Annotated in this window: 24 protein-coding genes and 5 pseudogenes; 16 read left to right on the plus strand and 13 right to left on the minus strand. The window is 65.2% G+C overall.

All coding sequences use genetic code 11. The annotated features are described in order from the left end of the window. Positions 1 to 51 precede the first annotated feature (51 nt). The 5 genes from JVH1_RS33715 to JVH1_RS33735 are packed head-to-tail and all read right to left on the minus strand — an operon-like array spanning position 52 to position 4,727. The gene (locus JVH1_RS33715) at positions 52 to 1,296 is read right to left on the minus strand and encodes an NADH:flavin oxidoreductase/NADH oxidase family protein (protein WP_009473482.1); all 1,245 of its coding nucleotides are present in this window, start codon (positions 1,294 to 1,296) and stop codon (positions 52 to 54) included. A 29-nt stretch (positions 1,297 to 1,325) separates the two neighbouring features. Next, positions 1,326 to 2,795, minus strand: a complete 1,470-nt coding sequence (locus tag JVH1_RS33720) for a class I adenylate-forming enzyme family protein (protein WP_043777979.1) — start codon at positions 2,793 to 2,795, stop codon at positions 1,326 to 1,328. An 11-nt stretch (positions 2,796 to 2,806) separates the two neighbouring features. Then, complete coding sequence (locus tag JVH1_RS33725) at positions 2,807 to 3,754, minus strand: alpha/beta hydrolase (RefSeq protein WP_009473480.1); 948 nt, start codon at positions 3,752 to 3,754, stop codon at positions 2,807 to 2,809. Positions 3,755 to 3,762: 8 nt separating this feature from the next. After that, positions 3,763 to 4,410 carry an enoyl-CoA hydratase/isomerase family protein gene (locus tag JVH1_RS33730; RefSeq protein ID WP_237735106.1) on the minus strand — a complete coding sequence of 216 codons (648 nt, stop codon included), beginning with the start codon at positions 4,408 to 4,410 and terminating at the stop codon, positions 3,763 to 3,765. Positions 4,411 to 4,415: 5 nt separating this feature from the next. Beyond that, complete coding sequence (locus JVH1_RS33735; RefSeq protein WP_009473478.1) at positions 4,416 to 4,727, minus strand: enoyl-CoA hydratase/isomerase domain protein; 312 nt, start codon at positions 4,725 to 4,727, stop codon at positions 4,416 to 4,418. Between the two features lie 176 nt (positions 4,728 to 4,903). Here JVH1_RS33735 and JVH1_RS33740 point away from each other — a divergent pair, with 176 nt between their 5' ends. The 8 genes from JVH1_RS33740 (at position 4,904) to JVH1_RS33775 (ending at position 12,511) form a co-directional block, all read left to right on the plus strand. Continuing rightward, the gene (locus JVH1_RS33740) at positions 4,904 to 5,611 is read left to right on the plus strand and encodes a TetR/AcrR family transcriptional regulator (RefSeq protein WP_009473477.1); all 708 of its coding nucleotides are present in this window, start codon (positions 4,904 to 4,906) and stop codon (positions 5,609 to 5,611) included. 343 nt (positions 5,612 to 5,954) lie between these two features. After that, positions 5,955 to 6,863 carry an SDR family oxidoreductase gene (locus JVH1_RS33745; RefSeq protein WP_009473476.1) on the plus strand — a complete coding sequence of 303 codons (909 nt, stop codon included), beginning with the start codon at positions 5,955 to 5,957 and terminating at the stop codon, positions 6,861 to 6,863. A 985-nt stretch (positions 6,864 to 7,848) separates the two neighbouring features. Further along, entirely contained in the window at positions 7,849 to 8,844 is a 996-nt protein-coding gene (locus JVH1_RS33750; RefSeq protein ID WP_009473475.1) for an NADP-dependent oxidoreductase, read from the plus strand. Positions 8,845 to 8,949: 105 nt separating this feature from the next. Next, positions 8,950 to 9,816: an alpha/beta fold hydrolase gene (locus JVH1_RS33755; RefSeq protein ID WP_009473474.1), complete on the plus strand. Its 867-nt coding sequence runs from the start codon at positions 8,950 to 8,952 to the stop codon at positions 9,814 to 9,816. A gap of 393 nt (positions 9,817 to 10,209) precedes the next feature. Beyond that, positions 10,210 to 10,812, plus strand: coding sequence for a TetR/AcrR family transcriptional regulator (locus JVH1_RS33760; protein ID WP_009473473.1), 603 nt, complete (start codon positions 10,210 to 10,212; stop codon positions 10,810 to 10,812). Between the two features lie 110 nt (positions 10,813 to 10,922). Next, positions 10,923 to 11,204, plus strand: coding sequence for a hypothetical protein (locus JVH1_RS33765; RefSeq protein ID WP_157173938.1), 282 nt, complete (start codon positions 10,923 to 10,925; stop codon positions 11,202 to 11,204). A 346-nt stretch (positions 11,205 to 11,550) separates the two neighbouring features. Further along, complete coding sequence (locus JVH1_RS33770; protein ID WP_009473471.1) at positions 11,551 to 12,147, plus strand: hypothetical protein; 597 nt, start codon at positions 11,551 to 11,553, stop codon at positions 12,145 to 12,147. 58 nt (positions 12,148 to 12,205) lie between these two features. Beyond that, complete coding sequence (locus tag JVH1_RS33775) at positions 12,206 to 12,511, plus strand: helix-turn-helix domain-containing protein (RefSeq protein WP_009473470.1); 306 nt, start codon at positions 12,206 to 12,208, stop codon at positions 12,509 to 12,511. Between the two features lie 424 nt (positions 12,512 to 12,935). Here JVH1_RS33775 and JVH1_RS33780 read toward each other — a convergent pair whose 3' ends face one another. Then, positions 12,936 to 13,271, minus strand: a complete 336-nt coding sequence (locus JVH1_RS33780; RefSeq protein ID WP_009473468.1) for a hypothetical protein — start codon at positions 13,269 to 13,271, stop codon at positions 12,936 to 12,938. Between the two features lie 116 nt (positions 13,272 to 13,387). Between JVH1_RS33780 and JVH1_RS33785 the strand changes: the two genes are divergently transcribed. After that, the gene (locus JVH1_RS33785; RefSeq protein WP_009473467.1) at positions 13,388 to 13,687 is read left to right on the plus strand and encodes a hypothetical protein; all 300 of its coding nucleotides are present in this window, start codon (positions 13,388 to 13,390) and stop codon (positions 13,685 to 13,687) included. Here JVH1_RS33785 and JVH1_RS33790 read toward each other — a convergent pair. Together JVH1_RS33790 and JVH1_RS33795 are read right to left on the minus strand one after the other, a co-directional pair. Next, on the minus strand, positions 13,656 to 14,195 hold the full coding sequence (locus JVH1_RS33790; protein ID WP_272943923.1) for an SDR family NAD(P)-dependent oxidoreductase: 540 nt from the start codon (positions 14,193 to 14,195) through the stop codon (positions 13,656 to 13,658). The two genes, JVH1_RS33785 and JVH1_RS33790, sit on opposite strands and share 32 nt — an antisense overlap. Positions 14,196 to 14,256: 61 nt before the next feature. Further along, positions 14,257 to 14,457 (minus strand): annotated as a pseudogene (locus tag JVH1_RS33795) (SDR family NAD(P)-dependent oxidoreductase); the annotation flags it as partial. 270 nt (positions 14,458 to 14,727) lie between these two features. Here JVH1_RS33795 and JVH1_RS33800 point away from each other — a divergent pair. From JVH1_RS33800 to JVH1_RS33810, 3 genes and pseudogenes are all read left to right on the plus strand, one after another. Continuing rightward, complete coding sequence (locus JVH1_RS33800) at positions 14,728 to 15,030, plus strand: DUF6308 family protein (protein WP_009473464.1); 303 nt, start codon at positions 14,728 to 14,730, stop codon at positions 15,028 to 15,030. Continuing rightward, positions 14,927 to 15,235: pseudogene (locus JVH1_RS33805) on the plus strand (DUF6308 family protein). Before JVH1_RS33800 ends, JVH1_RS33805 begins: the two are co-directional and overlap by 104 nt. Continuing rightward, positions 15,232 to 15,573, plus strand: a complete 342-nt coding sequence (locus tag JVH1_RS33810; RefSeq protein ID WP_009473462.1) for a hypothetical protein — start codon at positions 15,232 to 15,234, stop codon at positions 15,571 to 15,573. The pseudogene JVH1_RS33805 and the gene JVH1_RS33810 overlap by 4 nt, the downstream one beginning before the upstream one ends. On the opposite strand, the pseudogene JVH1_RS33815 reads toward JVH1_RS33810, so the two are convergent. Continuing rightward, positions 15,570 to 15,731, minus strand: a pseudogene (locus JVH1_RS33815) (IS256 family transposase); the annotation flags it as partial. The gene JVH1_RS33810 and the pseudogene JVH1_RS33815 overlap by 4 nt on opposite strands. A 157-nt stretch (positions 15,732 to 15,888) precedes the next feature. On the opposite strand from JVH1_RS33815, the gene JVH1_RS33820 reads away from it, so the two are divergent. Continuing rightward, complete coding sequence (locus JVH1_RS33820) at positions 15,889 to 16,251, plus strand: cupin domain-containing protein (RefSeq protein ID WP_009473461.1); 363 nt, start codon at positions 15,889 to 15,891, stop codon at positions 16,249 to 16,251. 139 nt (positions 16,252 to 16,390) lie between these two features. On the opposite strand, the gene JVH1_RS33825 is transcribed toward JVH1_RS33820, so the two are convergent. Continuing rightward, the gene (locus tag JVH1_RS33825; RefSeq protein WP_009473460.1) at positions 16,391 to 17,032 is read right to left on the minus strand and encodes an RES family NAD+ phosphorylase; all 642 of its coding nucleotides are present in this window, start codon (positions 17,030 to 17,032) and stop codon (positions 16,391 to 16,393) included. Beyond that, a complete protein-coding gene (locus JVH1_RS33830; RefSeq protein ID WP_009473459.1) occupies positions 17,032 to 17,679 on the minus strand; it encodes a hypothetical protein in 648 nt (215 codons plus the stop codon). The genes JVH1_RS33825 and JVH1_RS33830 overlap by 1 nt, the downstream gene beginning before the upstream one ends. Positions 17,680 to 18,099: 420 nt before the next feature. On the opposite strand from JVH1_RS33830, the pseudogene JVH1_RS33835 reads away from it, so the two are divergent. Next, positions 18,100 to 19,018, plus strand: a pseudogene (locus JVH1_RS33835) (nitronate monooxygenase). Here the strand turns inward: JVH1_RS33835 and JVH1_RS33840 are convergent. After that, positions 19,015 to 20,106, minus strand: coding sequence for an IS630 family transposase (locus JVH1_RS33840; RefSeq protein WP_043783116.1), 1,092 nt, complete (start codon positions 20,104 to 20,106; stop codon positions 19,015 to 19,017). The pseudogene JVH1_RS33835 and the gene JVH1_RS33840 overlap by 4 nt on opposite strands. A gap of 105 nt (positions 20,107 to 20,211) precedes the next feature. On the opposite strand from JVH1_RS33840, the pseudogene JVH1_RS33845 reads away from it, so the two are divergent. Together JVH1_RS33845 and JVH1_RS33850 are read left to right on the plus strand one after the other, a co-directional pair. Further along, a pseudogene (locus JVH1_RS33845) lies at positions 20,212 to 21,474 on the plus strand (MFS transporter); the annotation flags it as partial. 13 nt (positions 21,475 to 21,487) lie between these two features. Then, on the plus strand, positions 21,488 to 21,820 hold the full coding sequence (locus tag JVH1_RS33850) for a hypothetical protein (RefSeq protein WP_009473454.1): 333 nt from the start codon (positions 21,488 to 21,490) through the stop codon (positions 21,818 to 21,820). On the opposite strand, the gene JVH1_RS33855 is transcribed toward JVH1_RS33850, so the two are convergent. Next, complete coding sequence (locus JVH1_RS33855; RefSeq protein ID WP_009473453.1) at positions 21,808 to 22,677, minus strand: LysR family transcriptional regulator; 870 nt, start codon at positions 22,675 to 22,677, stop codon at positions 21,808 to 21,810. The genes JVH1_RS33850 and JVH1_RS33855 overlap by 13 nt on opposite strands. Between the last annotated feature and the right edge of the window lie 69 nt (positions 22,678 to 22,746).

Below are 22,746 nucleotides of genomic sequence, written 5' to 3' on the forward strand. Positions count from 1 at the left end.
GCCGCGCACGGGGGCGTAGCCGCCAGGGTGAGTGGGGGAGGTGCAGTTGCCCTAGCCGCCGCGTTTGGGGCGTAGAGTTGTCCGGCCGTTGCGGCGCAACAGTGCGACCGTGGTGGCGAGGCGACCCCGATTCGGATCGGGTTCGAGGCCGGCGCCTATGCGGTGCAGCTGGTCGGTGTGCCAGCCGAGGTCGAGGATCCCGTCGAGGGTTTTGATGTCGACCACCCGGCCCAGGACGCCGCGCATCCCGGATCGCGACTGATGAGTGGTGAGAGTGTCGGCGCGCCCGGTCAAGATGGCGGAGGCGGCGTCGGTGGTCGTCGCGGTGGGCCGGCCGATCCCGACGACATCGCATTCGCCGGCACCGATCGCTGCCTCCATGGCGGTGCGGGAGCGGAAACCGCCGGTCACGGCCAGCGGGACATTTCCTGCCAGCGCGCGGACCGTGCGTGCGTACTCGAGGAAATAGGCCTCGCGGGCGCGGGTACTGGCCGCGGCGGTGCCCATCATGGCGGGAGACTCGTAGCTTCCGCCGCTGACCTCGATCAGGTCGAGACCTTCCTGGGCCAGCGCCGCGACCACGCCGCGCGACTCGTCCTCGGTGAATCCGCCGCGTTGGAAGTCGGCCGAGTTGAGTTTGATGCCGACCGCGAAGCCCGGTGACACCCTCGCGCGGATGCGGCGCACGACCTCGAGGACGAACCGCATCCGCCGCTCCGGGTCACCGCCCCAGTCGTCGTCGCGCCGGTTCGCCAGCGGTGAGAGGAACTGGGCGACGAGGTAGCCGTGCGCGCCGTGAATTTGCACGCCGTCGAAACCTGCTGTCTCGCAGACGAGAGCGGCGGCGGCGAAACGTTCGATGATGTCCTCGATCTCGCCGGGGGTCAGCTCACGCGGGGTGGACGCGCCGGGAATATCGAGCGGGACCGGACTGGGGGCGACGGGAGTGTGTCCGAGCGCGAGCGGGTTCGACTGGCGTCCGGGATGGTTGAGCTGCACCCAGATCGGGACGGCGGCATCTTTGGTGGTCTTGGCCCAGCTTGTCAGTGCGTCGAGGTTGCGTTCGTCCTCGATGACGATATTGCCTGGCTCACCGAGCTGGGTGCGGTCGATCATGACGTTGCCGGTGACCAGCAGGCCGTAGCCGCCTCGACTCCAGGTGGTGTAGAGCTGTTCGAGGCGGCCGTCGGGAGCGTTCCGATTATCACCGAGCGCTTCGCTCAACGCGGCCTTCATGATGCGGTTCGGGAGTACCTGGCCGCAGGGCAGCGGCAGTGGGTCGTGCAGGGATGCCATGGAGCGGTACCTTTCGCGGGGAGTGGTGGTTACGACGTCGCAGGGGCGGTGGTGTGGGCGGCCCGCAGTGCAACCTTGTCGATCTTGCCGACCGCGTTCTTGGCGATGGCATCAACGACGACGATCGACGTCGGCCGCTTGTAGCGGCTGAGTTTCCGTGCGCAGAGCCCCTGTAACGCAGCGGGATCGACGGTCGAACCCGGTGTCGGCTGGACATAGGCGACGACGACCTCACCCCAGATGGTGTCGGGTACGCCGATGACGGCGGCCTCGAGCACGGACGGGTCACCGGCGAGGACGTCTTCGATTTCCTTGGGGTAGATGTTCTCCCCGCCGCGGATGATCATGTCTTTCGAGCGCCCGACCAGTGTCAGGTAGCCCTCCGGATCGAGGTGGCCGACATCGCCCGTGTGCAGCCATCCGTCGATGACGGTCCGTGCGGTGTCCTCCGGACGGCCGAGGTAGCCGCGCATCACATTGGGGCCGCGCACGACGACCTCGCCGTCCACACCGGGGCCCAGTTCGACGCCGTTCTCGTCGACGATGCGAATCTCCTGGCCCGGGAATGCGATCCCCACCGTTCCGGCGCGCCGAGGTCCCGAGACCGGGTTGAGGGTGGAGGCGCAGGTCCCTTCGGACAGCCCGTAACCCTCGAGGAGGGCAAACCCGTACCGGTCCTCGAACCGGGCCAGCAACTCCGCTGAGGCAGGTGCGGCGCCGCAGATGCCGAACCGCACTGAGGACGTGTCGGGCCGAACCTCGTCCGGGAGCGCCGCCAGGATGCTGTAGATCGTCGGCACCGCACTGAAGAAGGTCGGGCGCTCGGATTCGACGAGGTCGAAGAAGGTGCGGGGATCGAATCGGCCGGCGATGACGACGCTCGCGCCGGCGAGCAGCGGGGTGAGGACGCTGACGACGATGCCGTTGACGTGGAAAAGCGGCAGGATCAGCAGGCATCGGTCTGCCGGACCCAACTGCAGCGCCTGCACACCCATCTCGGCCATGGCGTCGATGTTGGTGTGGTCGAGCATCACGCCCTTCGGCACCCCGGTCGTGCCGCTGGTGTAAATCAGCAGGGCGAGTGCGGACGAGTCCGCAGGTGGTGTGGGATCGGACTCGGTCGCCTCCTGGAACAGCTCGTCGACGGCGAGAGTGGCAACGCCACCCACTAGGGTCGTGCCGTCCTCGACGACGAGCAGCCGTGCGGCGGAGTCGGCGAGCTGCCGAGCAACCTCGACGTCGGTCAGGGCCGGGTTGACCGGGGTGATGGTGGCGCCGAGCCGCCAGGTCGCGAACAGCAGCACCACGAACTCGGTGCGGTTCGTCAGCCTCAGGGCCACGACATCTCCGGGCCCGATTCCCCGGTAGTGGAGGTGGCGGGTGGCCGCGCGAACTCGGTCGAGGAACTGAGCGTTGGTGAGCGATCCGGTGGCGTCGGAGACCGCGGGTCCGTGCGGGTCGAGATCGGCGCGGCGGTCGGGCAGCGAAGCGAAGTTCATCGTGGTCGTGTTCACCTTCGGTGTGGTGCGGCCCGGCCCGGTGACGGTGCGACCGGTGCCGAGTCGAATTGGCGGGTGAGGAACTCGATCTGGTCACGGACCAAGGCCTCGAAGGGTTCGCCGAGGTAGAAGTCGAAGTGGCCGGCGTCGTAGGTCTTGATCTCGCCCTGCGGTGCGGTCCGCGCGTAGCGGAGGGTCTGGGCGGGCGGTGTGACGGTGTCGGTGTTGCTCACGCAGAACAGAATCGGGAAGGCGATCTTCTTGGCCGCGCGCCCGGGCCGGTAGGTAACGAGACTGGGAATCACCCGTGCCGCTACCTCGTTCCGGAACGTCGTCCCGGCCGGCACGATCGCCCGGTAACCGGGCAGGGCGTCCGGGGCGTTCATCAGTGCCAGTGAACCGGGGGTCCCGGCGAGCGGAATCATGACCGGTGCGCGCCGACCAACCTTGGCCACCAGATCCCGGGCGACCACGGGGGAGGCCTTCACTGAGGCGGCTGGGCCGAGCGCGAGCGCGGAGGCCAACCCGTCGGTGAACGGGCACTGGGCGACCGCCGCTCGCAGTTCCGGATGCCGGGAGGCGACGGTGATGGCGTGTCCGCCGCCGAAGGAGCTGCCCCAGACCGCGATGCGTGTGCTGTCGAGACCGCCGCGAGCCTTGACCCAAGCGATGGCGGCGTCCCAGTCGGCGAGCTGGCGCTTGATCGACAGCAGCTGACGGGGATGGCCGCCGCTGTCGCCGAAGTGCCGGTAGGTGAACGCGAAGGCGGCGATGCCAGCCCTGGCGAAGCGTTCGGCGAAGGCATCCAAGCGCATATCGCGGGTGGCGCCGAGGCCGTGTCCGAGGATGACGACGGGTGGTGAGGTGACGCCGGTGGGCAGATGCAGCCATGCGGCGCAGGAGCTGTCGCCGGAGGAGAAGAGGACGTCGTGGCGGGTGTAGGGCTTCTTGGTGGCCATGGCTGGTCTCATCGTCCGTTCGTCGAGCCGCCGGGCACGCGGCCCGATTCGAGTGCCTGCTTGTAGGTGTCCGGGTTGTAGAGGGGCAGCTCACCGGTGGCGTCGGTGGTCGCGAGGTAGTCGAGCATCAGCTGCTGACCGTCCTCGGATTGGTCGGTGCCGAGGAATTCGGTGCGCTCGACGTGCAAACCCTCCGTCAGCGACATCGAGCCGCCGAAATACACCGACCTCTTGACCGCCGCGATGGCCTCCCTCGGGCGGGCACCGAAGTATTCGGCAAGTTCGGTCGCCCGCGTGATCACGTCGCCCGTAGCCACCACGTCGTCGACGGCGCCGTTGGCGAGGGCCTGCGCGGGAGTGAACGGCTTGCCTTCGAGGATGGCGACCAGGGATCGGTGGGTGCCGATCAGTCGGGTCAGGCGCTGGGTGCCGCCGCCGCCCGGATTGATTCCCAGCAGCACCTCGGGCTGGCCGATGAAGAAGTCCCCGTCGGCCATGACCCGCAGGTCGCACGCCCAGGCGAATTCCGCGCCGAGGCCGAGCGCCGAACCATTCAGGGCGGCAACGAAAATGACGCCGCTGGCGTTCATCTTCAGAAACGTCGCATGCAGCCGGTCGAGCTGGACGGCCCCCCACAGCGGGGTCCTGCGCGCCACGGGCTCTAGGGCGCGTGCGCGAGCAGCGCCTCGGGCGACCCGCGCGATCGCGGAGGCACCGCGACGGCCCAGCGGCGGGACCGCCGCCCCCTCTTCCTGCAGCCACCGCACATCCGCATGGCTGACGACCGGCCGGGGCGTGTCCCGGTGAACACGACCGCACGGATTCCCGGGTCGCGGTCGACGCGGTCCACCAACTCTTCGAGTTGGGTGGCGATGTCGAGGCCGAACAGGCTGTGCGGGCCGCCGTTCACGCGGACGATCAGCACGTCCCCGCGGTCCTCGACCTCGAGGTGTCCCTCGGTTTTGTGTGTCATGAGATTTCACTTCCGTGAATGGTGCGAAGGGGAAGTACGTACGGCGAGCGTTGAGTCAATGCCCGGACGGCGCGGTAACTTCGTTATGGGCTACTATAACCATGTTATGTCGCAGTGGCAAGAGTCACTCGGGCACTGAGGTGCCCGCCGGCGGAAATGCAAAGTCAGGTGGAGATATGGGAGAGACGTCGCCGGCCCCGTCGCCCGAGGGTGTGCCGGAGCGGCTGATTCGGGCCACGGTCGGCCTGCTGGCCGAACAGGGCCCGGCCGCGATCAAGGCCCGGACGGTGGCGTCCGCCGCCGGATTGTCGACGATGGTCGTCTACCACCACTTCGGCGGCATCCCCGAGCTCGTCCGCGCGGTCGCAGACCATGGATTCACCGAACTCGGCACCGCCTTTTCCCGGGTGCCGGAGACTGAGGATCCGGTCGTGGATCTGTTCGCGCTGGCATTGACGTGTCGGCAAGTGGCGCGCGAGAACCCTCATCTCTATGACCTAATGTTCGGACTCTCCACTCGCGCTACCTACCGACCCCTCGAGTCGGACGTTCGGTTGAGCGGACATTCGCCAGCCTTCCGTGAAGCCTACGCACGCGTCATCCACGCGTGTGCACGTCTCGTGAGCTCCGGCAGGGTCGGACCACAGGACCCGGAGGTGGTCGCTGCGCAGCTGTGGAGTTACGTCCACGGCTACATCACCCTGGAGCTGGGTGAGCACTTCGCCGAGTTCGACGACGCGGCGGTGCAGGTCCTGCTGCCGATGGGCGTGAACTTTGCCGTCGGTCTCGGCGACACCCGCGAACTCGCCCAGGCTTCACACGAGAGAGCCGTGCGCCTGTACGACTCGGCTCGGCCGGCAACGAAGAGCCCGACCGGCTCCTGAGCCGAGACCGCGGCGCCCCGCGCACGCGGCGAGCTGAGCCCGAGGCTTACGCTCCGGGTGCCCAGGGGCGCTCTGGCCCAGCGGGTTCCGTCGCAGTCGTCGAGGGTCCCACAGTGCCTCATGGCGTACCACGAGGATCCCCGAACCTGTGCCTGGCAGTGCTCGTTCGTCCAGGGGTGCAGGTGTCCTGGTCAGTATGGACGCCGAATCGCGACCCTGCCGCCGCGTCGAACTCAGCGGCCCGGCAACTCGAGGACGGGCGGCCAGGTCGAAACCCGGAGAATCCGGGGGGAGATGCCGGAGGACCATTGCATTCGCGATATAACGAAGTTACAGTCGGGGCATGAAACGTGAACTCGTGGGCCGCAAGGTAATCGTCACCGGGGCCGCGCGCGGCATCGGTGAGCAAGTGGCACGGCTCGCCGCCGCCCAGGGAGCCCGCGTCGCCCTGATCGGACTCGAACCGGACAGACTGCGCGCCGTGGCCGCCGAACTGGGGCCATCGGCGCACTGGTGCGAGGCGGACGTGCGCGACAGCGCGGGGTTGCAATCCGCGATCGACGAGTGCGCCAATGTCATGAACGGTGTGGACATGGTCGTCGCCAACGCCGGAGTGGCCGCATACGGAACGGTGCGACATGCGGACGAGAGGTCCTTCGAGCGAGTCGTGGACATCAACCTCAACGGCGTATTCCGCACCCTCAAGCATGTGACACCGCACCTGCAACGCAGTCGGGGTCACGTGCTGATCGTGGCATCCGCACTGTCCTTCACCTCGATTGGCGGTCTCGCCTCCTACGGCGCGAGCAAGGCCGGCGTCGAGTCGCTCGCACTTGCCTATCGCGCGGAAGTGGCCCACCTCGGGATCACCGTCGGTCTCGTCCATCCGTCCTGGATCGACACCGACCTCGTACGAGGCGCCGAGGTTGACATTCCCTCCTTCCAGAAGATGCGCCGGCGCCTGCCGTATCCGGGGAACGTCACGACCAGTGTCGACCGAGCGGCCTCTGCCATCGTGGACGGGCTCGCCCACCGGCGCAGTCGCGTCTACGTTCCCCGGGCGGTCGCCGTCGCCAACTGGGCCAAGGCGCTGCTGAATTCACCGCTGGTCTGGCCGTGGACGCGGCGATTTTCCGCCGCGACGGTTCCCGCCCTCGAGACCGAAGTTGCCGCCTTGGGCAGGAACGACCAACTCGTTCCAGAGTTGCCGCACCTCAGCGAAAACGATCAACGCAGCCCGGCGCGCATCTAGCCACAGCCTCCGTGGTCCGCACGTGGAGATAGAAACACGGCGAATGATGTCGTTCTCAACCGGTATGGGAACAACAACGCTGTGCGGACGGCGAGATGCCCACACCGTAGTTGCGAGATGATGACCTACCGGTTCAAAACCGTATTGCGAGTATGGAGCCCTTGGATCTGACGATCCGAGAGGGGACGCTCAAACCTATTCTGTCGTATCGTTACCGGGCGTCCTCGGCAACGACCTGATCGGTGTCATCGCCCGTGTCGGACCCGCGGTGCGGCGATTCGAGCCCGCCGACGAGCTCTACGCGCGGCGCCGGCAAAATCGGATCGGCACATTCCCGGATTCGTTCCCGTGAACGAGGCTGACGTGGCGATCACGCCACGAGCACTCACCATGGAAGAGGCGGCGTCGATCCCTCTGGGCAGGCTTGACCGAGTGGCAGGCGCTGATCGAGAGGGCGAACCTGCAAGCGGGGCAGAAGGTTCTGATCCATGTCGGCCGCGGTCATGTTCGAGACGGGTTTCTGGGTCTTCTCCAGGTCGGTGATGTCGGCGGCTGCGCGACTGTGCTGGCGAGGGAGCGGAAGATGATCGTGCGGCTCGATAGCGGGATTGAGAGAACTTGCGCGATTTCAGCCTGGCCGGTTCGTTTCCGGCATCGGAGCGGCTTCGAGGCCAGACCTTGACAAGGTTTATGAGCACACTCATAATTGAGTATGCTCGGCTAAGGTGGGGAGTGAGACTCAGGAGATGGACAAGGCCGGTGCTTATCGTTCACGGCGACTGTGGCCGGATGGTGCCGTTCGCGAATGCCATCGAGGTGGCGCGCCGTCTGCCGGGCGCACACATGGTTGCACCCAGATTCCGGTCATTGGGGTCGACTTTCCAAACTCACCGCGAGTTCGGCGCCGCCGCAAGGGACTTCCTCTGCCGTGAGCAGCGTGCCCTGCGTCAGCCCGGGTCCATCACCGAAGAAGGAGTATCACGCTATGAGAGCGTTCGTCGTCGACAAGTACAAGGGTCCACTGCAGGAGCGGGACGTGCCCGAGCCCGTAGTCGGGGAGGGTGATGTGCTCGTCCAAGTGCAGGCCGCCGGACTCAATCAACTCGACGAAAAGATCCGGGCGGGCGAATTCAAACAGATCCTGCCGTACACGCTGCCGCTGATCCTCGGCAACGACGTGGCCGGCACCGTCATCCGGGTCGGCGCGCGGGTACGGGGATTCAAGCCCGGTGACGAGGTCTTTGCCCGGCCGGACAAGGACCGCATCGGCACGTTCGCCGAACGTATTGCCGTCGCCGAGACCGATCTGGCGTTGAAACCGGCATCGATCAGCATGGAGGAGGCGGGTTCGCTTCCATTGGTGGCGTTGACCGCGTGGCAGGCGCTCGTCGAGCGCGGCAACGTACAGCCCGGGCAGAAGGTCCTCATCCACGCCGGTGCCGGCGGAGTCGGGACGATCGCGATCCAGCTCGCCAAGCACCTGGGTGCGATTGTCGCGACCACTGCCAGCGCCACCAACACCGACTTTGTCCGCGAACTCGGTGCCGACACCGTCGTCGACTACCGCAGCGAAGACTTCGGGCAGGTCCTGGGTGGCTACGACCTGGTGCTGGACAGCCTGGGCGGGAAGAACCTCGAGAAGTCGCTGCGTGTGTTGAAGCCGGGTGGCACGGCGATCGGGATCGCCGGACCCCCGGACCCGGCCTTTGCCCGTGAGGCCGGCCTGAACCCGATACTGCGCCTGGCGACCACCGCCCTCAGCAACCACATTCGCCGCCAAGCGCGAAAGCTGGGCGTGAACTACGAGTTCCTCTTCATGCGCGCCGACGGCGATCAGCTACGCCGCATCGCGCACCTGGTCGACACCGGGGCGCTACGTCCAGTCGTCGGACGTGTCTCCCCATTCGATCAGACCATCGAGGCTCTGGGGCGGCTCGAGCAAGGCGGCATCCGCGGCAAATCCGTGATCAGCAACACCTGACCGTACGCACCGACCGGAACAACCATCCCCGTCTTTACACCAACCTCACAGCACGAATAACACCACCCCACAACACGAACGACAGTCGACAGCGCAGGGAACGTCATGAACACCAGCAACCACACACCCGAGAACATCACCACCACATACAAAGACGCTCCGGCACGCACCGTCACCGCGGGCGGTGTCACCTACGCCTATCGCGAGCTGGGACCGAAGGGCGGAATCCCCGTCGTCTTCTTCGTCCACCTCGCCGCGACCCTGGACAACTGGGATCCCCGCATCATCGATCCCATTGCCAAGAACCACCATGTCATCGCTTTCGACAATCGTGGCGTCGGTGCCTCCACCGGCACCGTTCCCGACAGCATCGAGGCGATGGCCGACGATGCCGTGACGTTCATCAACGCCCTCGGCTTCGACAAGGTCGACATTTTCTCGTTCTCCCTCGGCGGCATGATCGCCCAGGACCTCGTCGTCAAACACCCTGAACTGGTGCGCAAGCTGATTCTCACCGGCACCGGCCCTGCCGGTGGGAAGGGCATCGACAAGGTCGCAGGCACCACCTATTACGACACGCTGCGGGCGACCCTGACTCGGTCGGACCCGAAGGAGTTCCTGTTCTTCAACCGCAACGCCACCGGCAAACGCGCCGCGAAAGCGTTTGTGAAGCGCCTCGAAGAGCGCACTGCCGACCGCGACGAATCCATCACAGTGAAAGCATTTCAAACACAGGTGAAAGCGATCAAGAAGTGGGGTCGGGCAACGCCGGTCGATCTGTCGACGATCACTCAGCCCACCCTGATCGCCAACGGCGATAACGACCGAATGGTGCCCTCGGTACTCTCCGACGACCTCCACCACCGAATCAAGGGCTCCGAGCTCATCATCTACCCCGACTCGGGTCACGGCGGTATCTTCCAGAACCACGATAAGTTCGTCCCCGCAGTGCTCGAGTTCCTCGCCCACTGACCGGGCACGTGCATCGTGTTCGTGCGCACGAGAAACTACGAAGCAGCGCGGTTGGCCATACATCGCGGGACGAGCGGAGCAGTTGGTCGTCGCCGATGTGGTGAATGTGTAGGTACGCCAGGTTCAGCGTGGCGAGCTCACCGACCAGGTGCCATGACTGAGCCCGCACGTCCACGCCGCCGAGTGTGAACGGCTGCCAGAGTGGGAAACTGGTCACATGAGGGTTGATCGTTTACGTCGATCGGTCAAGGAAGGTCGCCGCAGACTGGAGTCGAGCATGCTACGCCATCCACGTCGACGAGGAATGGTGCGCGAGGGCGATGCATCTCCAGACCCGGGTGACTATACTCAGAACCGAGCGTAGTCAGAATCTAATCCGAAGGATTCCCCGTCATGTCAGTCACACCCCAGTCGGTCGGTCGTCGCGAGCGGAACAAGCAGCAAAAGCTCGACCGCATCACCGCGGCCGCTCGCGAGCTCTTCACCGAGCACGGGGTCGACGAGGTCACCACTCAGCAGATCGCGGACAAAGCCGACATCGGTACCGGGACGCTGTTCCTCTATGCGAAGACCAAGAGTGAGCTTCTTCTGCTCGTGCAGAACTCCAGTTATGCCGACGCGCTCACCAGAGGCAGGGTGGCCGCTGAGAGCACGACCGACGTGCTCGAGGCGGTGATCGCGATCGTCCATCCGGTCGTGGAATGTAACCGAACCCAGATCGACAACGGGCGAACCTATTTGCGGGAAATCGTGTTCGGTGACCCTGAGGAACCCCATCACCGTGACGCGCTTGCCCTGACCGTGCAGACCGAGGAAGCAATCGCTGCCGTCCTGCAGCGCGACGAGAGTGTCAGCGCACGCGATGCAGCCACGTTGGCACACATCGTATCCGCGATCATGCTCCTCAGCATGGCGGCCACGACCAACATCGCCAGCACCGTCGACGACATAGTGCAGGACATCGAACACCAGGTTCGTGTCCTCCTACGGCACTGAAACCTCGTACAGAATCGAACACACCGGCTACTACGCCGCGGAGGCTCTGATGTCTGATGCTCTGACCCAATCGATCACAATCGCGACGACACCCGAAGCCGTGGACATTGTTGACGACGGTCGACGAAATACCCGGATGGTATGAAGGATGGGACGTAGTTGAGCGCGATAGCTCTGTCGACTCGTTGAAGATCGACGCACGTTTCCGACTGATGCGGGACAACGGGAAGCAAGAAGTCACATGTCATGTCGTAGAAGTCGATGCGCCGAGGCGTTTGAGCTGGAATGAATACAGTGACAAAGGCAGCCCAGTTCGCGTCTCATTCGCACTCGAACCGGACGGAGTGGGCAACATAATACTCACTCATTCCAAGAAAATAGTTGCAGCATAGCTTAATCAACGCCAACTCCGAATCGGCATTCAGGTAGACGCGAGCGGGATCGATCGAATCGAACTGAGTCAGTAGGACGCCGCCCCTGCCTATCCGGAGTAGAGTTGCGGACCAGCAGATCCTGTCGGCGGTCATGACCCCGAAACGTGCAGTGCGGTCACGGAATCAGGTCCTCCTGCCGCATGATCGTACGCCGCACTCGACAGCCTGCAAACGGACCCGCTCCACGCTCACAGGCTGCGCGCGCAGCTCGACCGCAGCCGCCGCGGCACGGCACCGGTACCTGGTACGCACGAGCAAACCGTAACGATGCTCGTGGCATTTTCGGATGCGATGGCCGTCGCCAATGGGCCTTGAGCAGCGCTCATACAACGAGGCGATCCATGCATCAGCGAAGGCGCTGCAGAGCACGAAGGAGTGGGCAACGTTTGCGTCCCTGTGGACCGATCTCACAGAAGGTTCTCGACAAGAACTTGTGGAGGCGCGCAAGCGACTCCGCACGCTTCTCTCATCGGCTTCTATCGATGCTTATGAACCCGTGCGGATGGTTCGCCGGGAGGACTACCGACGTCAGCAGGTCGCCACGGTGATCGATGAGCTGTCGGAATCTGCAAGAGAGTACGCCATCGCTTTTGAGAAGGTCGATGAACTCATTGACTGGGTCTCCCTACGGATGCTCGGGCAACTTGTTGCATATGGGCGTCCCACCCTGCTAACCGATGTGGAAGAGGTGGAACGTGAGGGCGGCACAATCAAATTCCACTCGAACACACCCTTCGGCCGGTCTTCCCTTGTTCAGATCGATCATCCGCTAGCTCCGGATCTGGCCTTGGTCACCAGCATGAGCTTCTACCACGACGAAAGGGGCACGGCCATCAACAAGTTTGAGGCCGAGATCCTCGCTGGGTCAGCGGGGCTCTTCGACCCCGAGCCGATTTCTTAACGTTTGTGCTGAGCTACCCGGCGGGGCCGGGCGCTCGGAACTTGGTCACGCCGAGGTCGTGTTCACCATCTCCGCCGAATTGGTGCGGCAGGCCACCTCGACGGCCCTGGCGGTCCTGGGGACCTACCCATGGTCGTTGCGGTCGCTGCGAGTGCTCATCACCGCCGATTTCGACCGCCTCACCGACGCGATGGACCTCCCGCCGCTGGTGTCGGTGCAGGAGGCCGCCGACGGCCTCGGAATGACCCGGCAGGACGTGCTGAAGGCCATCAAGGGCAAGGTGTTGCCGGCCACCCGTGTGGGCGGTACCTGGGTGCTGCGGCGGTCCGTGGTCGAGGGCGCCCGCGCCCGCCGCGGCGCATAGCCACTGACAGCTGCCGTCTCAGGTGGCGAGTTTGGCCCGTGAAGCAGTGAGGCTGGCTGTGCATTGTTCGTCGTGAGGATCGAACAGTAGATCCCATCGATTCGTCGTTGTCGGGATCGTGTACTTGTGACGTTCGGCGGGGGTGGGTTCCCGCCACCCGTCCCTGTTGTACGTGGTGGCGATGTGTTTATCTGTCGTGAAGGTAATGACGACTTGGTCGGCCTCGGCGGCAGTGGTCAGTAGTTCGAGCCGTAGCTGGTGCGCGACCGGCGGCCGCTGGGGTGTGATTGCGGGCCATCGGAAGTGGTTGTGGAAGGTCACTGCGCCGCCTCGGCGGACGTAGACGGTGAGCGGCGCCCCGACTGTGCTGGTGCCGTTTTGTCAGCCACATCACCTGAAACCGGTGCCGCCACCGGGTGACGGGTTAGGCGCGGGATCGAGTCGCCAGTGCCAACGCGTAGATGACGTACACGAATATCCCGACCAGCATGAGTGCGATCGCCACGAGCAAGACCATCAGGACGTCATCGAGCGCGACGGTGGTGAGTGCCGCCGCCGCGATGGCGAGGAGCATTGTCAGTGCCAGAGCCTCCCACCAGCGAGCCTCGTGCGGGCGCCTGAAGTTGCCGAGCTGCAGACGCGCCGCGGCACGAACTCGGGGGCCGGGCGGCCGGTTCGCAGTCCTCCAGCGGTCAATGCCGTCGAAGAAGCCAGTGGTGGTGCACTCGCCGTCAGGCCATCCTTTGTGCGCATCGATCACCGCGCATTCCTATCACTGAACGGGCAGATGACACGTCCCTGTGACGGCCGAACGGTCACGCCCGCAACGCGATACTGTCCACACCACGTCCAGTCAGCTCAGACGGGGGAGACGCCATGACCGATGCAGCATCCACGCTGCCGCTCGGGAAGATCCTGACGGCCGACGAGATCGCCCGGCTCGTGGCGCGGGTTGCGTATCCCACCAGCCCGGTGGTGCTGGTGGACGAGGAACTGGCCCGAGCCGCCTCGGCGCGGGCCTACGGTGAGTGGCGGGGTGCGCTGGGCCTGCCGGATCTGGCGGAGAAGGTCCGCACGCACCTGCCCGAGAGCACTGATTCGGGCGCCCTGAACAGTTCCGCCCGCCCTTGTCTCGTCCGGCCGATCAGTGGATGGTCAAGCCGCCGGTGGGGCTGACTACTGTTCCGGTGAGGTACTTGGCATCGTCGGAGGCCAGGAAGGTGACCACGTTGCCGATGTCCTGTGGCGCTGCGACTCCCAGCGGACTGCGGTCGATGATCTTCTCGTATTGCTTTCGGTGATGGTCGGATACGCGACCTTCGTGCTGGAAGGCCGCCTCCCATGACGGCGAATCACGGACCACGGTCACACACACGCAGTTCACTCGGATCTGGTGTCGCGCCAACTCCTTGGACAACAGTTTGCTCGCCATGATCAATCCGCCGGAGAAGGTGGCGATCGCGGTCTGTCCCGGTGTCGGCACCCTGCCGCCCTCGGACGTGACGAAGACGACGCTGCCGCCGCCTCGCTCCCGCATGTAGGGCACAGCGGACTGCACCACCAGGAGTTTCGCTGCCACGGCCTGCCCGATGAAGGCCGTGACGCGGCCGAGGTCGATGTCGGGGAAGGGGCCGCGGACGTCGGGTGAGCGGGCTTCGTCGTCGTTGCCTCCGGCGTTGGGCACCACAATGTCGACACCCCCGGAAGCGGCGAGCGGTTTGCGCTGTGACCGCGTCCATGTCGCTCTTTGAGCGCACGTCGCCGGCGACGAAGCCCCCGGTGCCGCCGAGGCGTTCGATGTCCGCGAGGACCGACTCGGCCTTGCGTTCGTCCCTGCCGTTGACAACGACCGTCGCACCGCGCGCGGCGAGCCGCAGTGCGACACCCTTGCCGATTCCGCCGGTGCCGCCGGTGACGATGGCGACCTTGCCGTCGAGATTGTTCATCGCACACCCACGCGGTGTTCCTGTTGGTCACACTGACCCTGTTGTCGGTAACTCATGAGCATCATCGTGCGTTCATGACTCACCGATCACTCAGGGGGTGAATACCTGTATCCGTACCTGCACCGGCTGAGCGTGCGGGAACGGGCACGGATCCGAGACGAGCTCGCTGGTCGACGAGGCACTTGCCCTTGCCGCCCCTGCACGTCGCGACCACTCCGGCTCGGTTCCCGGCGGCCGGCGCCGGAAGGGTGAGAGTGTGCGGGGTAGACATTGCGGCTGCCGACCACCCTCGCCACCGACTCGGACGCGGCGGCGATCGCGGCCCTGACGAAGTACTACGACCGCCCGTACCTTGGCGACGACGCCTACGTCGGGGCGCACTTCGACGCCTGGTCCAGCACCGGGGACCGGGCGGGGGAGGCGGACCGGTTCACCGCGGACGACCTGGTCGCGGCGGGTGTTCCTGTCCGTGCAGGTCCCCCCGAAAGCGGCGCGGGCGATCCTGCACACCCAGGCGGAGGCGCTGAACGCTCTTCTGGCGGCGATAGGCCCGGATGGGGACTGGTTCGATGAACCGGACCCGCTGACCCCGGGATGGCCCGCCTGAGACCTGGAAACGGCGCTGTGGGTGCTGCCGGGGATCGGACGAACGAAGGCGACGAAGCTGATCGCCCGCAAACGCCCCCGGCTGAACCCGATCTCGGTATCCCGCTGCTCGTCGCCGCCGCCGGACTCGTCTCGATGGTCTTCGTCCAGGACAGCCTGTGATTCTCGGTGATCCTGCTGGTCGTCATCACCGTCGCCGTCTACGCCACCTACGGCCCGTTCTGGGCGCTGCCCTCACTGTTCCTGACCGGACCCGCCGCAGCCGTCGGCCTGGCCTCGATCAACTCCCTCGCCAACCTCGGCGGCTTCGTCGGCCCCTTCGGCTTCGGCGCCCTCGAAACCGCCACCGGAAGCATCTACTGGGGCCTCACTGCGGTCAGCATCACTCTGGTCATCGCCGCCGGCCTGGTGACCCGCCTCCGGTTCGTCCGCGACGCGGAGGCCAACGCTCGGACACTGGCCAAAGCCGAGTTACCCGAATCGAACAAGCAGGTCGAGGAAGTGTCCTAGCCGCCCCACGGCTCATCCGCCGTTACGTCGATGGTTCCGGGAGGCTTCCACCTCGTCACCCATCGTGCTCTTCCCTTTCCTGTGGGGTCCAGCGACCGGGTGGCGAGGTAGAGACACTTGAGCGCGGACTGCTCGCTGGGGAAGTGGCCCCTCGCCCTCCCACCTACGGGCCGCCGCTCGGTATTGCGGCACACGATAGTGCCCGCCCAGAATTGAAGTATCAGAACATTCGATTCAACCCGCGGTTCCCGATTTGGCCGGTCGGAGGTCCGCCGCATCGGTGGGTGCCGCCTCAACGATGTGGGAGGACAACCGATGTCCGGTCTGATCCGCAAGAGCCTCGATTCACCCGAGGAAACCCGCCCCTTCGAGGGCGAGATGGGCAAGCTCGAACTCGTCAGTGTTACGTCCGGCGCTGTGGGGAGGGCGACCTTCCAGCCCGGCTGGAAGTGGTCCAAGCACGTCAAACCGATAGCCAAGACGGACAGCTGCCAAGCCGCTCACATGGGGTACGTCATCTCGGGTCGCATGAAGATCGTCATGGACGACGGGGAGGACATGGAGTTCGGCCCGGGTGATCTCATGATCTGCCCGCCCGGACATGACGCCTGGATCCTCGGTGATGAGCCCTGCGTGGTCATCGACTGGACCGGCGTCGCCGACTACGCCAAGCGGTAGACGGCAGGCAACCCCGAGAACGTCGACCAGAACCTCGCCCGAACCGGCGTCGACGCCACCGACAGGTACCTCGAATCACGCAATCGTGTGGAGGCTCGGTGTCGTCGTGGCTGTAGCTGAAGATCCCCGTGCCCGACGGTCAGACAACTTGGTATCCCAATTCCACTGCCGCGCCGTCGATACGGCGCGCGAGTCCAACGTGGGACAGTGGCAGTGAGAGCGCTGGGTTGGTGGGGAAGGCGTCCGCGGCGTGCTCGAACAGCGCCACGCACAGCTCACCGGCGAATCTGCCGCGGTACGCGATCCCGTCGAGGTTCGGGTAGGCGCGGTGGATCGTCCTGGCCCACGCGTGGGATTGGGAGTGCGGGCCGGAGTCGAGGGAGTGGTTGCATCCGAGCCGGGTCGGCCAGGTGCCGCCGGAGAACCCTCCGAGATCGAGCAGGGTGAGGGGGCGGTCCAGGGTCAGTGCTGAGAGATAGGGGGCGCGGTGGAATCGGTCGATCACTCGGGTTTCCTGGAAGACCTCGGCGAGGGCGCCGCGCGGGCTACTGGCTCCGTACCAGATGCCGTACTTGGGGTGGTCGGCTCTCGGCCGTGGGTGATGGTCGAAGCGCAGCAGTGGCCCGTGTGTGCGGAAGCCGTGCCACGGCCCCACGTGGGCGCCGTCGGTGGGGTGGATACGCCAGAGACGGCGTGTGGTGGCCGCGATGGTGACCAGTTCGTCGTCGCGGATCCCCTGATCGCGCATGTCCGCGATCGGGTGTGGGGTGGTCGTGGCCACTAGCCGAGGCTCGTCGCGCGTTCGACGACCTCGAGGACGGTGGGTAGGTCGTGCTCTGCTGCGGCGGAGGTGAGGAACTCGACGACCGATGCGGGGTGACCGTCGACGGTGAGGTCAAACCGGGGCAGGGTCAGCACCGCGTTGACGGTGAGGGGGTGCAGGTCGGCGGGGAGTTGGGGCAGGATCTGGTCGAGGTACGGCACCATCCCCGTGTCGGTAAATTGCACCTTCGGGTATAGGCGTCCTCGTCGATCGACGTCGTCGAGGGCCCAGAGTTTGTGTTCGATCGAGGTGAGTTGGCGGACCCGGGGCGCCTTCACTGTCAGCAGGTCGGCGACCTCGGCGGCGGTGAGGGCGGTGCGACGGAGGTCGCTCATGGTCTGTGCCCGTCCCAGTGCGACGGAGAAGCTGGCTCGTTCGCCGTCGTCGGTGAAGCCGGCTTCGTCGAGGAGGTCGGCGTCGTGACGCGAGAGCGCGCCTTGGGGTTGCAGGGCGCCCAGGGACGCGAGGTAGCTGAGAGCCGTGGCGACCGTTGCTCTGTCGATCGGGTGTCCGATGGTGCGGGTCAAGGCGTCCTCGAATGACAGCGCGCCGGCGGCGTACTGCTCTGCGGCAGCGCGGGCCTGACGATCGTCTGCGACAGTCACAAGTGATCTCCTAACGCTCACTAACAGTGTAATTCAGTGTTGATCTCTTGGCTACCGGAGGCCCGGAACTGACATGGCCCGCTGCGATCCACCACGATCGGGACGCCGGGACCAGGCAAGACCCGGACGGAGAACCTGCACGGAACATCAGCGGCGGCGGAGAGCTGCCGTGGCCTCTGTACCTGATGCGGGACGGTGATCCCGCTGTTCGTCGCACCCGCGCTCACAGTCGAGTCCCGCGCGAGGTCCTCGGACACCATCTGAGACGCGCATTCGCGCGGCCTGGCCCGGCGACCGGCTGAGTTGCCGAGGTTCACTCACCTCTGCCCGACCGCGGCGCTACCAATGGTCGGACCGCGGTGTGACGTGCAGCACGTGCACACCACTGCGACACGTCGGAAATTTGTGGAGGAGCCCAGCATGCGCTTACGGAACCGTCGGACCGAGAAATTCGGAATCGAACACCCCATCGTCCTTGCACCGATGGATTACGTCTCCGATTGGCGATTGGCGTCTGCCGTGGCCGAGGCGGGTGGGCTGGGATTGATCGGGGGCGGATACGGCGACGAGTCCTGGCTCCGCGATCAGTTCGACCGCGTGACGACCGGCGCGGTCGGCTGTGGCTTCATCACCTGGTCCATGGCGTAGCAACCGTAACTCCTCGAGAAGACGATCGGCTTCCGGCCGGCGGCCATATTCCTCTCCCTCATCGACCCGGCACCGCATGCGCCTGCGATTCGTGCCGCGGGAATCCCGCTGATCTGCCAGGTGCACAATCTCGAACAAGCGCGCCGCGCGGTGGCGGTAGGTGCGAGCGTCATCGCTGCTCGAGGAGGTGAGGCGGGTGGCCATGGAACAGGAACCCGATCGACGTTCACTCTGGTGCCGGAGATCTCCGACTTTCTCGGGCGGGAGGCCCCGGATGTGATGCTGCTGGCGGCCGGTGGAATCGGCGACGGCCGTGGCCTGGCGGCCGTGCTCGCGCTCGGAGCGGCCGGTGCCCTCGTCGGGACCAGGTTCTGGGCGGCGGAGGAGGCGGCGATTCCCCGTGCGGCCCAGCACCGTGCCCCCCGGGCGAGTGGGGACGACACGATCAGGCAGAGCGCCTTCGACATCGTGCGTGAGAAGCCCCTGGCCGACTCGATACACGGGCCGAGTCCTGCACAACGACTTCATCCGTCGATGGCACGGCGACGAGTCCGGCCTCCGGGGCGTGCTTCCGGAGAAGCAGGAGCAGTTCCGGTCAGCAGTGAAGGCGTCGATCGTCGATGACATGGTCGAGACCGCCGCCGCCATCCTGGGACGCACTTCCCACGACCTGGCGGCGATCGGCTCCTAGTGTCCTGAGTCTTTAATTCTGGCGCAGTAGTGTGCGATGGAGTCGAGGATCTGGTCGGCGGTCTTGACCCAGACGTAAGGTCTGGGGTTGTCGTTCCAGGTCTCGATCCATGCTCGGATGTCTTTGTTGAGCTGTTGGACCGAGGTATGGGTGGAGCGTTGGAGCTTCTTGGTGGTCAGTTCGGCGAACCAGCGTTCGACGAGGTTCATCCACGATGAGCTGGTCGGTGTGAAGTGGATGACGAAGCGCGGGTGCGCGAGGAGCCATCGTTTGACCGCGGGAGTCTTGTGGGTCGATGCATTGTCCATCACGAGGTGGACATCGAGATCGTCGGGCACCTGAGCGTCGATCTTGCGAAGAAATGCGATGAATTCTTGTGCGCGGTGGCGTGAATGGAGTGATCCGATCACCTTCCCTGAGGCGATGTCTAGAGCAGCGTACAGGCTCGAGGTGCCATTGCGGACGTAGTCGTGACTGGCGCGTTGCGGGGTGGTGGGAAGCATCGGGAATATCGGTTGGGTCCGGTCCAGTGCTTGGATCTGAGTTTTTTCGTCGACGCAGAGCACCAGAGCCCGCTCGGGCGGGTTCATGTACAGGCCGACGACGTCACGGACCTTCTCGGTGAACAGTGGATCCTTCGACAGTTTCCACGAGTCTTGTTTGTGCGGGGCCAAACCGAACGCGCGCCACACTCTCGAGACCGTCGATTGCGAAATATCGAGATGCTCTGCCATTGATCGTGTGGACCAGTGTGTGGCATTCTTCGGTGTCGTTTCGAGGGTCGAGGTAATCAGATCCTTGATCTTGTCGTCGTCGATCGTCCGCGGACGGCCCGGGCGTGGTTCGTCGAGCAACCCGTCGCATCGGTCCTCGACGAACCTGTCGCGCCACCGCCGCACCGTGCCTCGGTTCAACCCCAACCTCTGCGCCACTTCGGTATTCGATCCACCATCGGCGGCAGCGAGAATGATTCGCGACCTTACTGCCAAACCTGCAGCGGTCTTGCGTCGCCGCGACCACCCCTCGAGTTCTACGCGTTCGGCCTCGGTCAGCACAATCTCCGTCGGTCGCGGACCACGAGTTGCCATGACCAATCTTAACAACCGATGGCTTATTTATGACTCAGGACACTAGCGCCTCATCGGTGCTACCTCGCAAACCCTCAACCCGCGCGTCCCGAAGAAGGATTCCCCATGACCACCAGCCAGTCCGTTTCACCACCCGCTCTCGCGAGCGGGGTTGCGAACAGCAGCCTTCGCAAGATCATCAGCGCGTCGAGCGTCGGAACGTTGATCGAATGGTACGACTTCTACATCTACGGCAGTCTCGCAGTCGTGTTCTCCGGGATGTTCCTTCCCGAAGGAAACGGAACCGCAGCACTTCTCGTCACGATTGCTGTCTTCGGGACGGGCTTCGTCGTACGACCCATCGGCGCCATGGTGTTCGGCAGAATGGGGGACCGCTCGGACGTAAGAAGACGTTCATGACGACGTTGCTCATCATGGGTGGCGCCACCACGATGCTCGGACTGATGCCCACCTATGACCACATCGGGATTCTGGCGCCGATACTGCTGGTGACGTTGCGGCTGCTGCAGGGTCTCGCGATCGGCGGAGAGTACGGGGGCGCAGTCGTCTGCATCGCGGAGAATTCACCGGAGAAGAAGCGCGGAGCACTCACGAGTGTTCTCCAGACCACCGCGACCGGCGGCCTCCTCCTGTCGATCGGCGTCATCGTGCTCTGCCGGGTCGGGTTGGGCGAGCAGGCATTCAGTGTGTGGGGCTGGCGAATTCCCTTCCTCCTGTCCGCGGTCCTGGTGCTGTTCTCGCTGAAGATCCGCATGAAGATGCACGAATCGCCGGTATTCGAGGAGATGCGACGAAGTGGAAACCTCTCGCGTTCACCGATCAAGGATGCGGTTGCGCACAAGCCGGCCTTCGCGTTGCTGCTCGTGGTGCTCTTCGGAGTCACGGCCGGGCTGGGAGTTGCCTGGTACACCAGGCAGTTCTACACGCTGTACTTCCTGCAGACGATCTTGAAGACCGACTTTCTCACCGCGAATGTCTCCGTCGGAATCGCCCTGGTCATCGCGACGCCGTTCTTCGTCATCTTCGGCAAGATGTCCGACAGATATGGACGGACTCGGATCATCCTGTGCGGCTTGGTGCTTTCGGCAGTCGGCTACCTCCCGCTGTTCCTGTGGATCCGGGACGCCGCGGTCGAGGGCCACCACATCCAGATGATGGTGCCGCTGACGGTTTCAGGTCATCTTCGTCACCATGGTCTACGGGCCCACCGCGGCATTCCTGTCCGAGCTGTTCCCACCACAGATCCGCTACACCGGACTGTCGCTGGCGTACCACATCGGGACCGGCATGTTCGGTGGCTTCACCCCTCTGGTGGCGCTCTCGCTCAACTCCGCGACCGGGAACGTCCTCGCCGGGCTGATCTTACCGTGACGCCCTCCGGGTGGCCCTATATCCAACACCGAGGCGGCCCGCCCGGCTTCGTGCACGTGCCGAACCCGACGACCCGGATCTCATCGCCCGGCTCCTCACCACACCCGGCGGGCCAGGTACGGCCGGATGCGATCGCGCGTTCGTCATCCACGTCGAGGCCCTCGACCGGAACTGCACGAAGAACATCCCGCCGAAGTACGGCGAGGCCCGGATGCAGGAGTCGCTCGCGTTGGCCCGCAAGGGTGTACAAGAAGAGATCGAAGTCCTGCGATCCCGCAATGCAGAACTGGAGCGGGAAGTCGCCCGGCTACGCCTGCACACCGACGACGATCAGTCGTGTTGACCGACGGCGGCACTGCCGGGTGGCGGAGAGTGCCGGATCGCGGCGTCCCGCAGTGCCCGCAGCAGCGGTGTCACCCGGTTGCGGCGGTACACGAACCTCACGACCGCGGGCGGCGCACCGACCAGCGGGATGAACTGGACGTTCCGATGGGTTACCCGCCTGCGGGCAACTTCGGGAACCGTGCCGACACCCCGATCGGCGGCGATCAACTCGAGCCAGTCGTCGAAGTTCGAGCACGTCACCACCGGGCCGTCGTGATTCGGCCACAGGTCTTCGGATGTGGTGCCGCTGAGGGTATTGATGACCAGGGGAAGCGTTCCGAACTCGGCCCAGTCGATCGATTCTCGGGTCGCGAGCGGCGACGCCGTCGAGACCGCCGCGATCCGCTGCTCCTCGAACAGCGGATGCTGCACGAACTCGTCGCCGGGAACATCCCGGCGGACGACGGCAGCGTCCACGGTGGCGTTGTTCAGTGCGGCAACGGGGTCGTCGTAGCGTCGCGGAACGACGGTGGCGCGGGAATTCTTCTCGACGTCGTCGATCACCTGCTGCGCCCACGGATCGGGGAGGAGCCAACTGAAGCCGAGGACGAGGGATCGGTTGGTGTACAGCGCAACCGCGGAATCGAGATCGCCGAGGATGACGCGCACCTTCTCGACGAACCCGGCACCGTCCTCGGTGAGGGCAAGTGCCCGCGAGGTCCGGTCGAACAATCGCACGCCGAGCGAGGTCTCGAGCTGCTGCACCGTTCGGGTGAGCGCCGGCTGGGTGATGTGGAGTGCGTTCGCTGCGGCGGTGAACGAGCCTGCCTCGGCGATCGCGACGGCCGCCCGCAGATGCCGCAGTTCGATGGACATAACTCCCAAGCATAGATCCGGCCGATTAGGCATTTCCGCTCCGCAATGCGGCGGTGCACGATGAGGAAC

Source organism: Rhodococcus sp. JVH1 (assembly GCF_000280725.2).
Classification (GTDB): domain Bacteria; phylum Actinomycetota; class Actinomycetes; order Mycobacteriales; family Mycobacteriaceae; genus Rhodococcus_F; species Rhodococcus_F jostii_A.

What these genes read in the sequence shown, in the direction of transcription:
- JVH1_RS33720 (WP_043777979.1), bottom strand. Translation starts at nt 2,795, where the DNA reads ATGAACTTCGCTTCGCTGCCCGACCGCCGCGCCGATCTCGACCCGCAC.
- JVH1_RS33740 (WP_009473477.1), top strand. Translation starts at nt 4,904, where the DNA reads ATGGGAGAGACGTCGCCGGCCCCGTCGCCCGAGGGTGTGCCGGAGCGG.
- JVH1_RS33760 (WP_009473473.1), top strand. Translation starts at nt 10,210, where the DNA reads ATGTCAGTCACACCCCAGTCGGTCGGTCGTCGCGAGCGGAACAAGCAG.
- JVH1_RS33785 (WP_009473467.1), top strand. Translation starts at nt 13,388, where the DNA reads ATGACCGATGCAGCATCCACGCTGCCGCTCGGGAAGATCCTGACGGCC.
- JVH1_RS33715 (WP_009473482.1), bottom strand. Translation starts at nt 1,296, where the DNA reads ATGGCATCCCTGCACGACCCACTGCCGCTGCCCTGCGGCCAGGTACTC.
- JVH1_RS33755 (WP_009473474.1), top strand. Translation starts at nt 8,950, where the DNA reads ATGAACACCAGCAACCACACACCCGAGAACATCACCACCACATACAAA.
- JVH1_RS33725 (WP_009473480.1), bottom strand. Translation starts at nt 3,754, where the DNA reads ATGGCCACCAAGAAGCCCTACACCCGCCACGACGTCCTCTTCTCCTCC.
- JVH1_RS33770 (WP_009473471.1), top strand. Translation starts at nt 11,551, where the DNA reads ATGGGCCTTGAGCAGCGCTCATACAACGAGGCGATCCATGCATCAGCG.
- JVH1_RS33750 (WP_009473475.1), top strand. Translation starts at nt 7,849, where the DNA reads ATGAGAGCGTTCGTCGTCGACAAGTACAAGGGTCCACTGCAGGAGCGG.
- JVH1_RS33855 (WP_009473453.1), bottom strand. Translation starts at nt 22,677, where the DNA reads ATGTCCATCGAACTGCGGCATCTGCGGGCGGCCGTCGCGATCGCCGAG.
- JVH1_RS33735 (WP_009473478.1), bottom strand. Translation starts at nt 4,727, where the DNA reads ATGACACACAAAACCGAGGGACACCTCGAGGTCGAGGACCGCGGGGAC.
- JVH1_RS33745 (WP_009473476.1), top strand. Translation starts at nt 5,955, where the DNA reads ATGAAACGTGAACTCGTGGGCCGCAAGGTAATCGTCACCGGGGCCGCG.
- JVH1_RS33820 (WP_009473461.1), top strand. Translation starts at nt 15,889, where the DNA reads ATGTCCGGTCTGATCCGCAAGAGCCTCGATTCACCCGAGGAAACCCGC.
- JVH1_RS33840 (WP_043783116.1), bottom strand. Translation starts at nt 20,106, where the DNA reads ATGGCAACTCGTGGTCCGCGACCGACGGAGATTGTGCTGACCGAGGCC.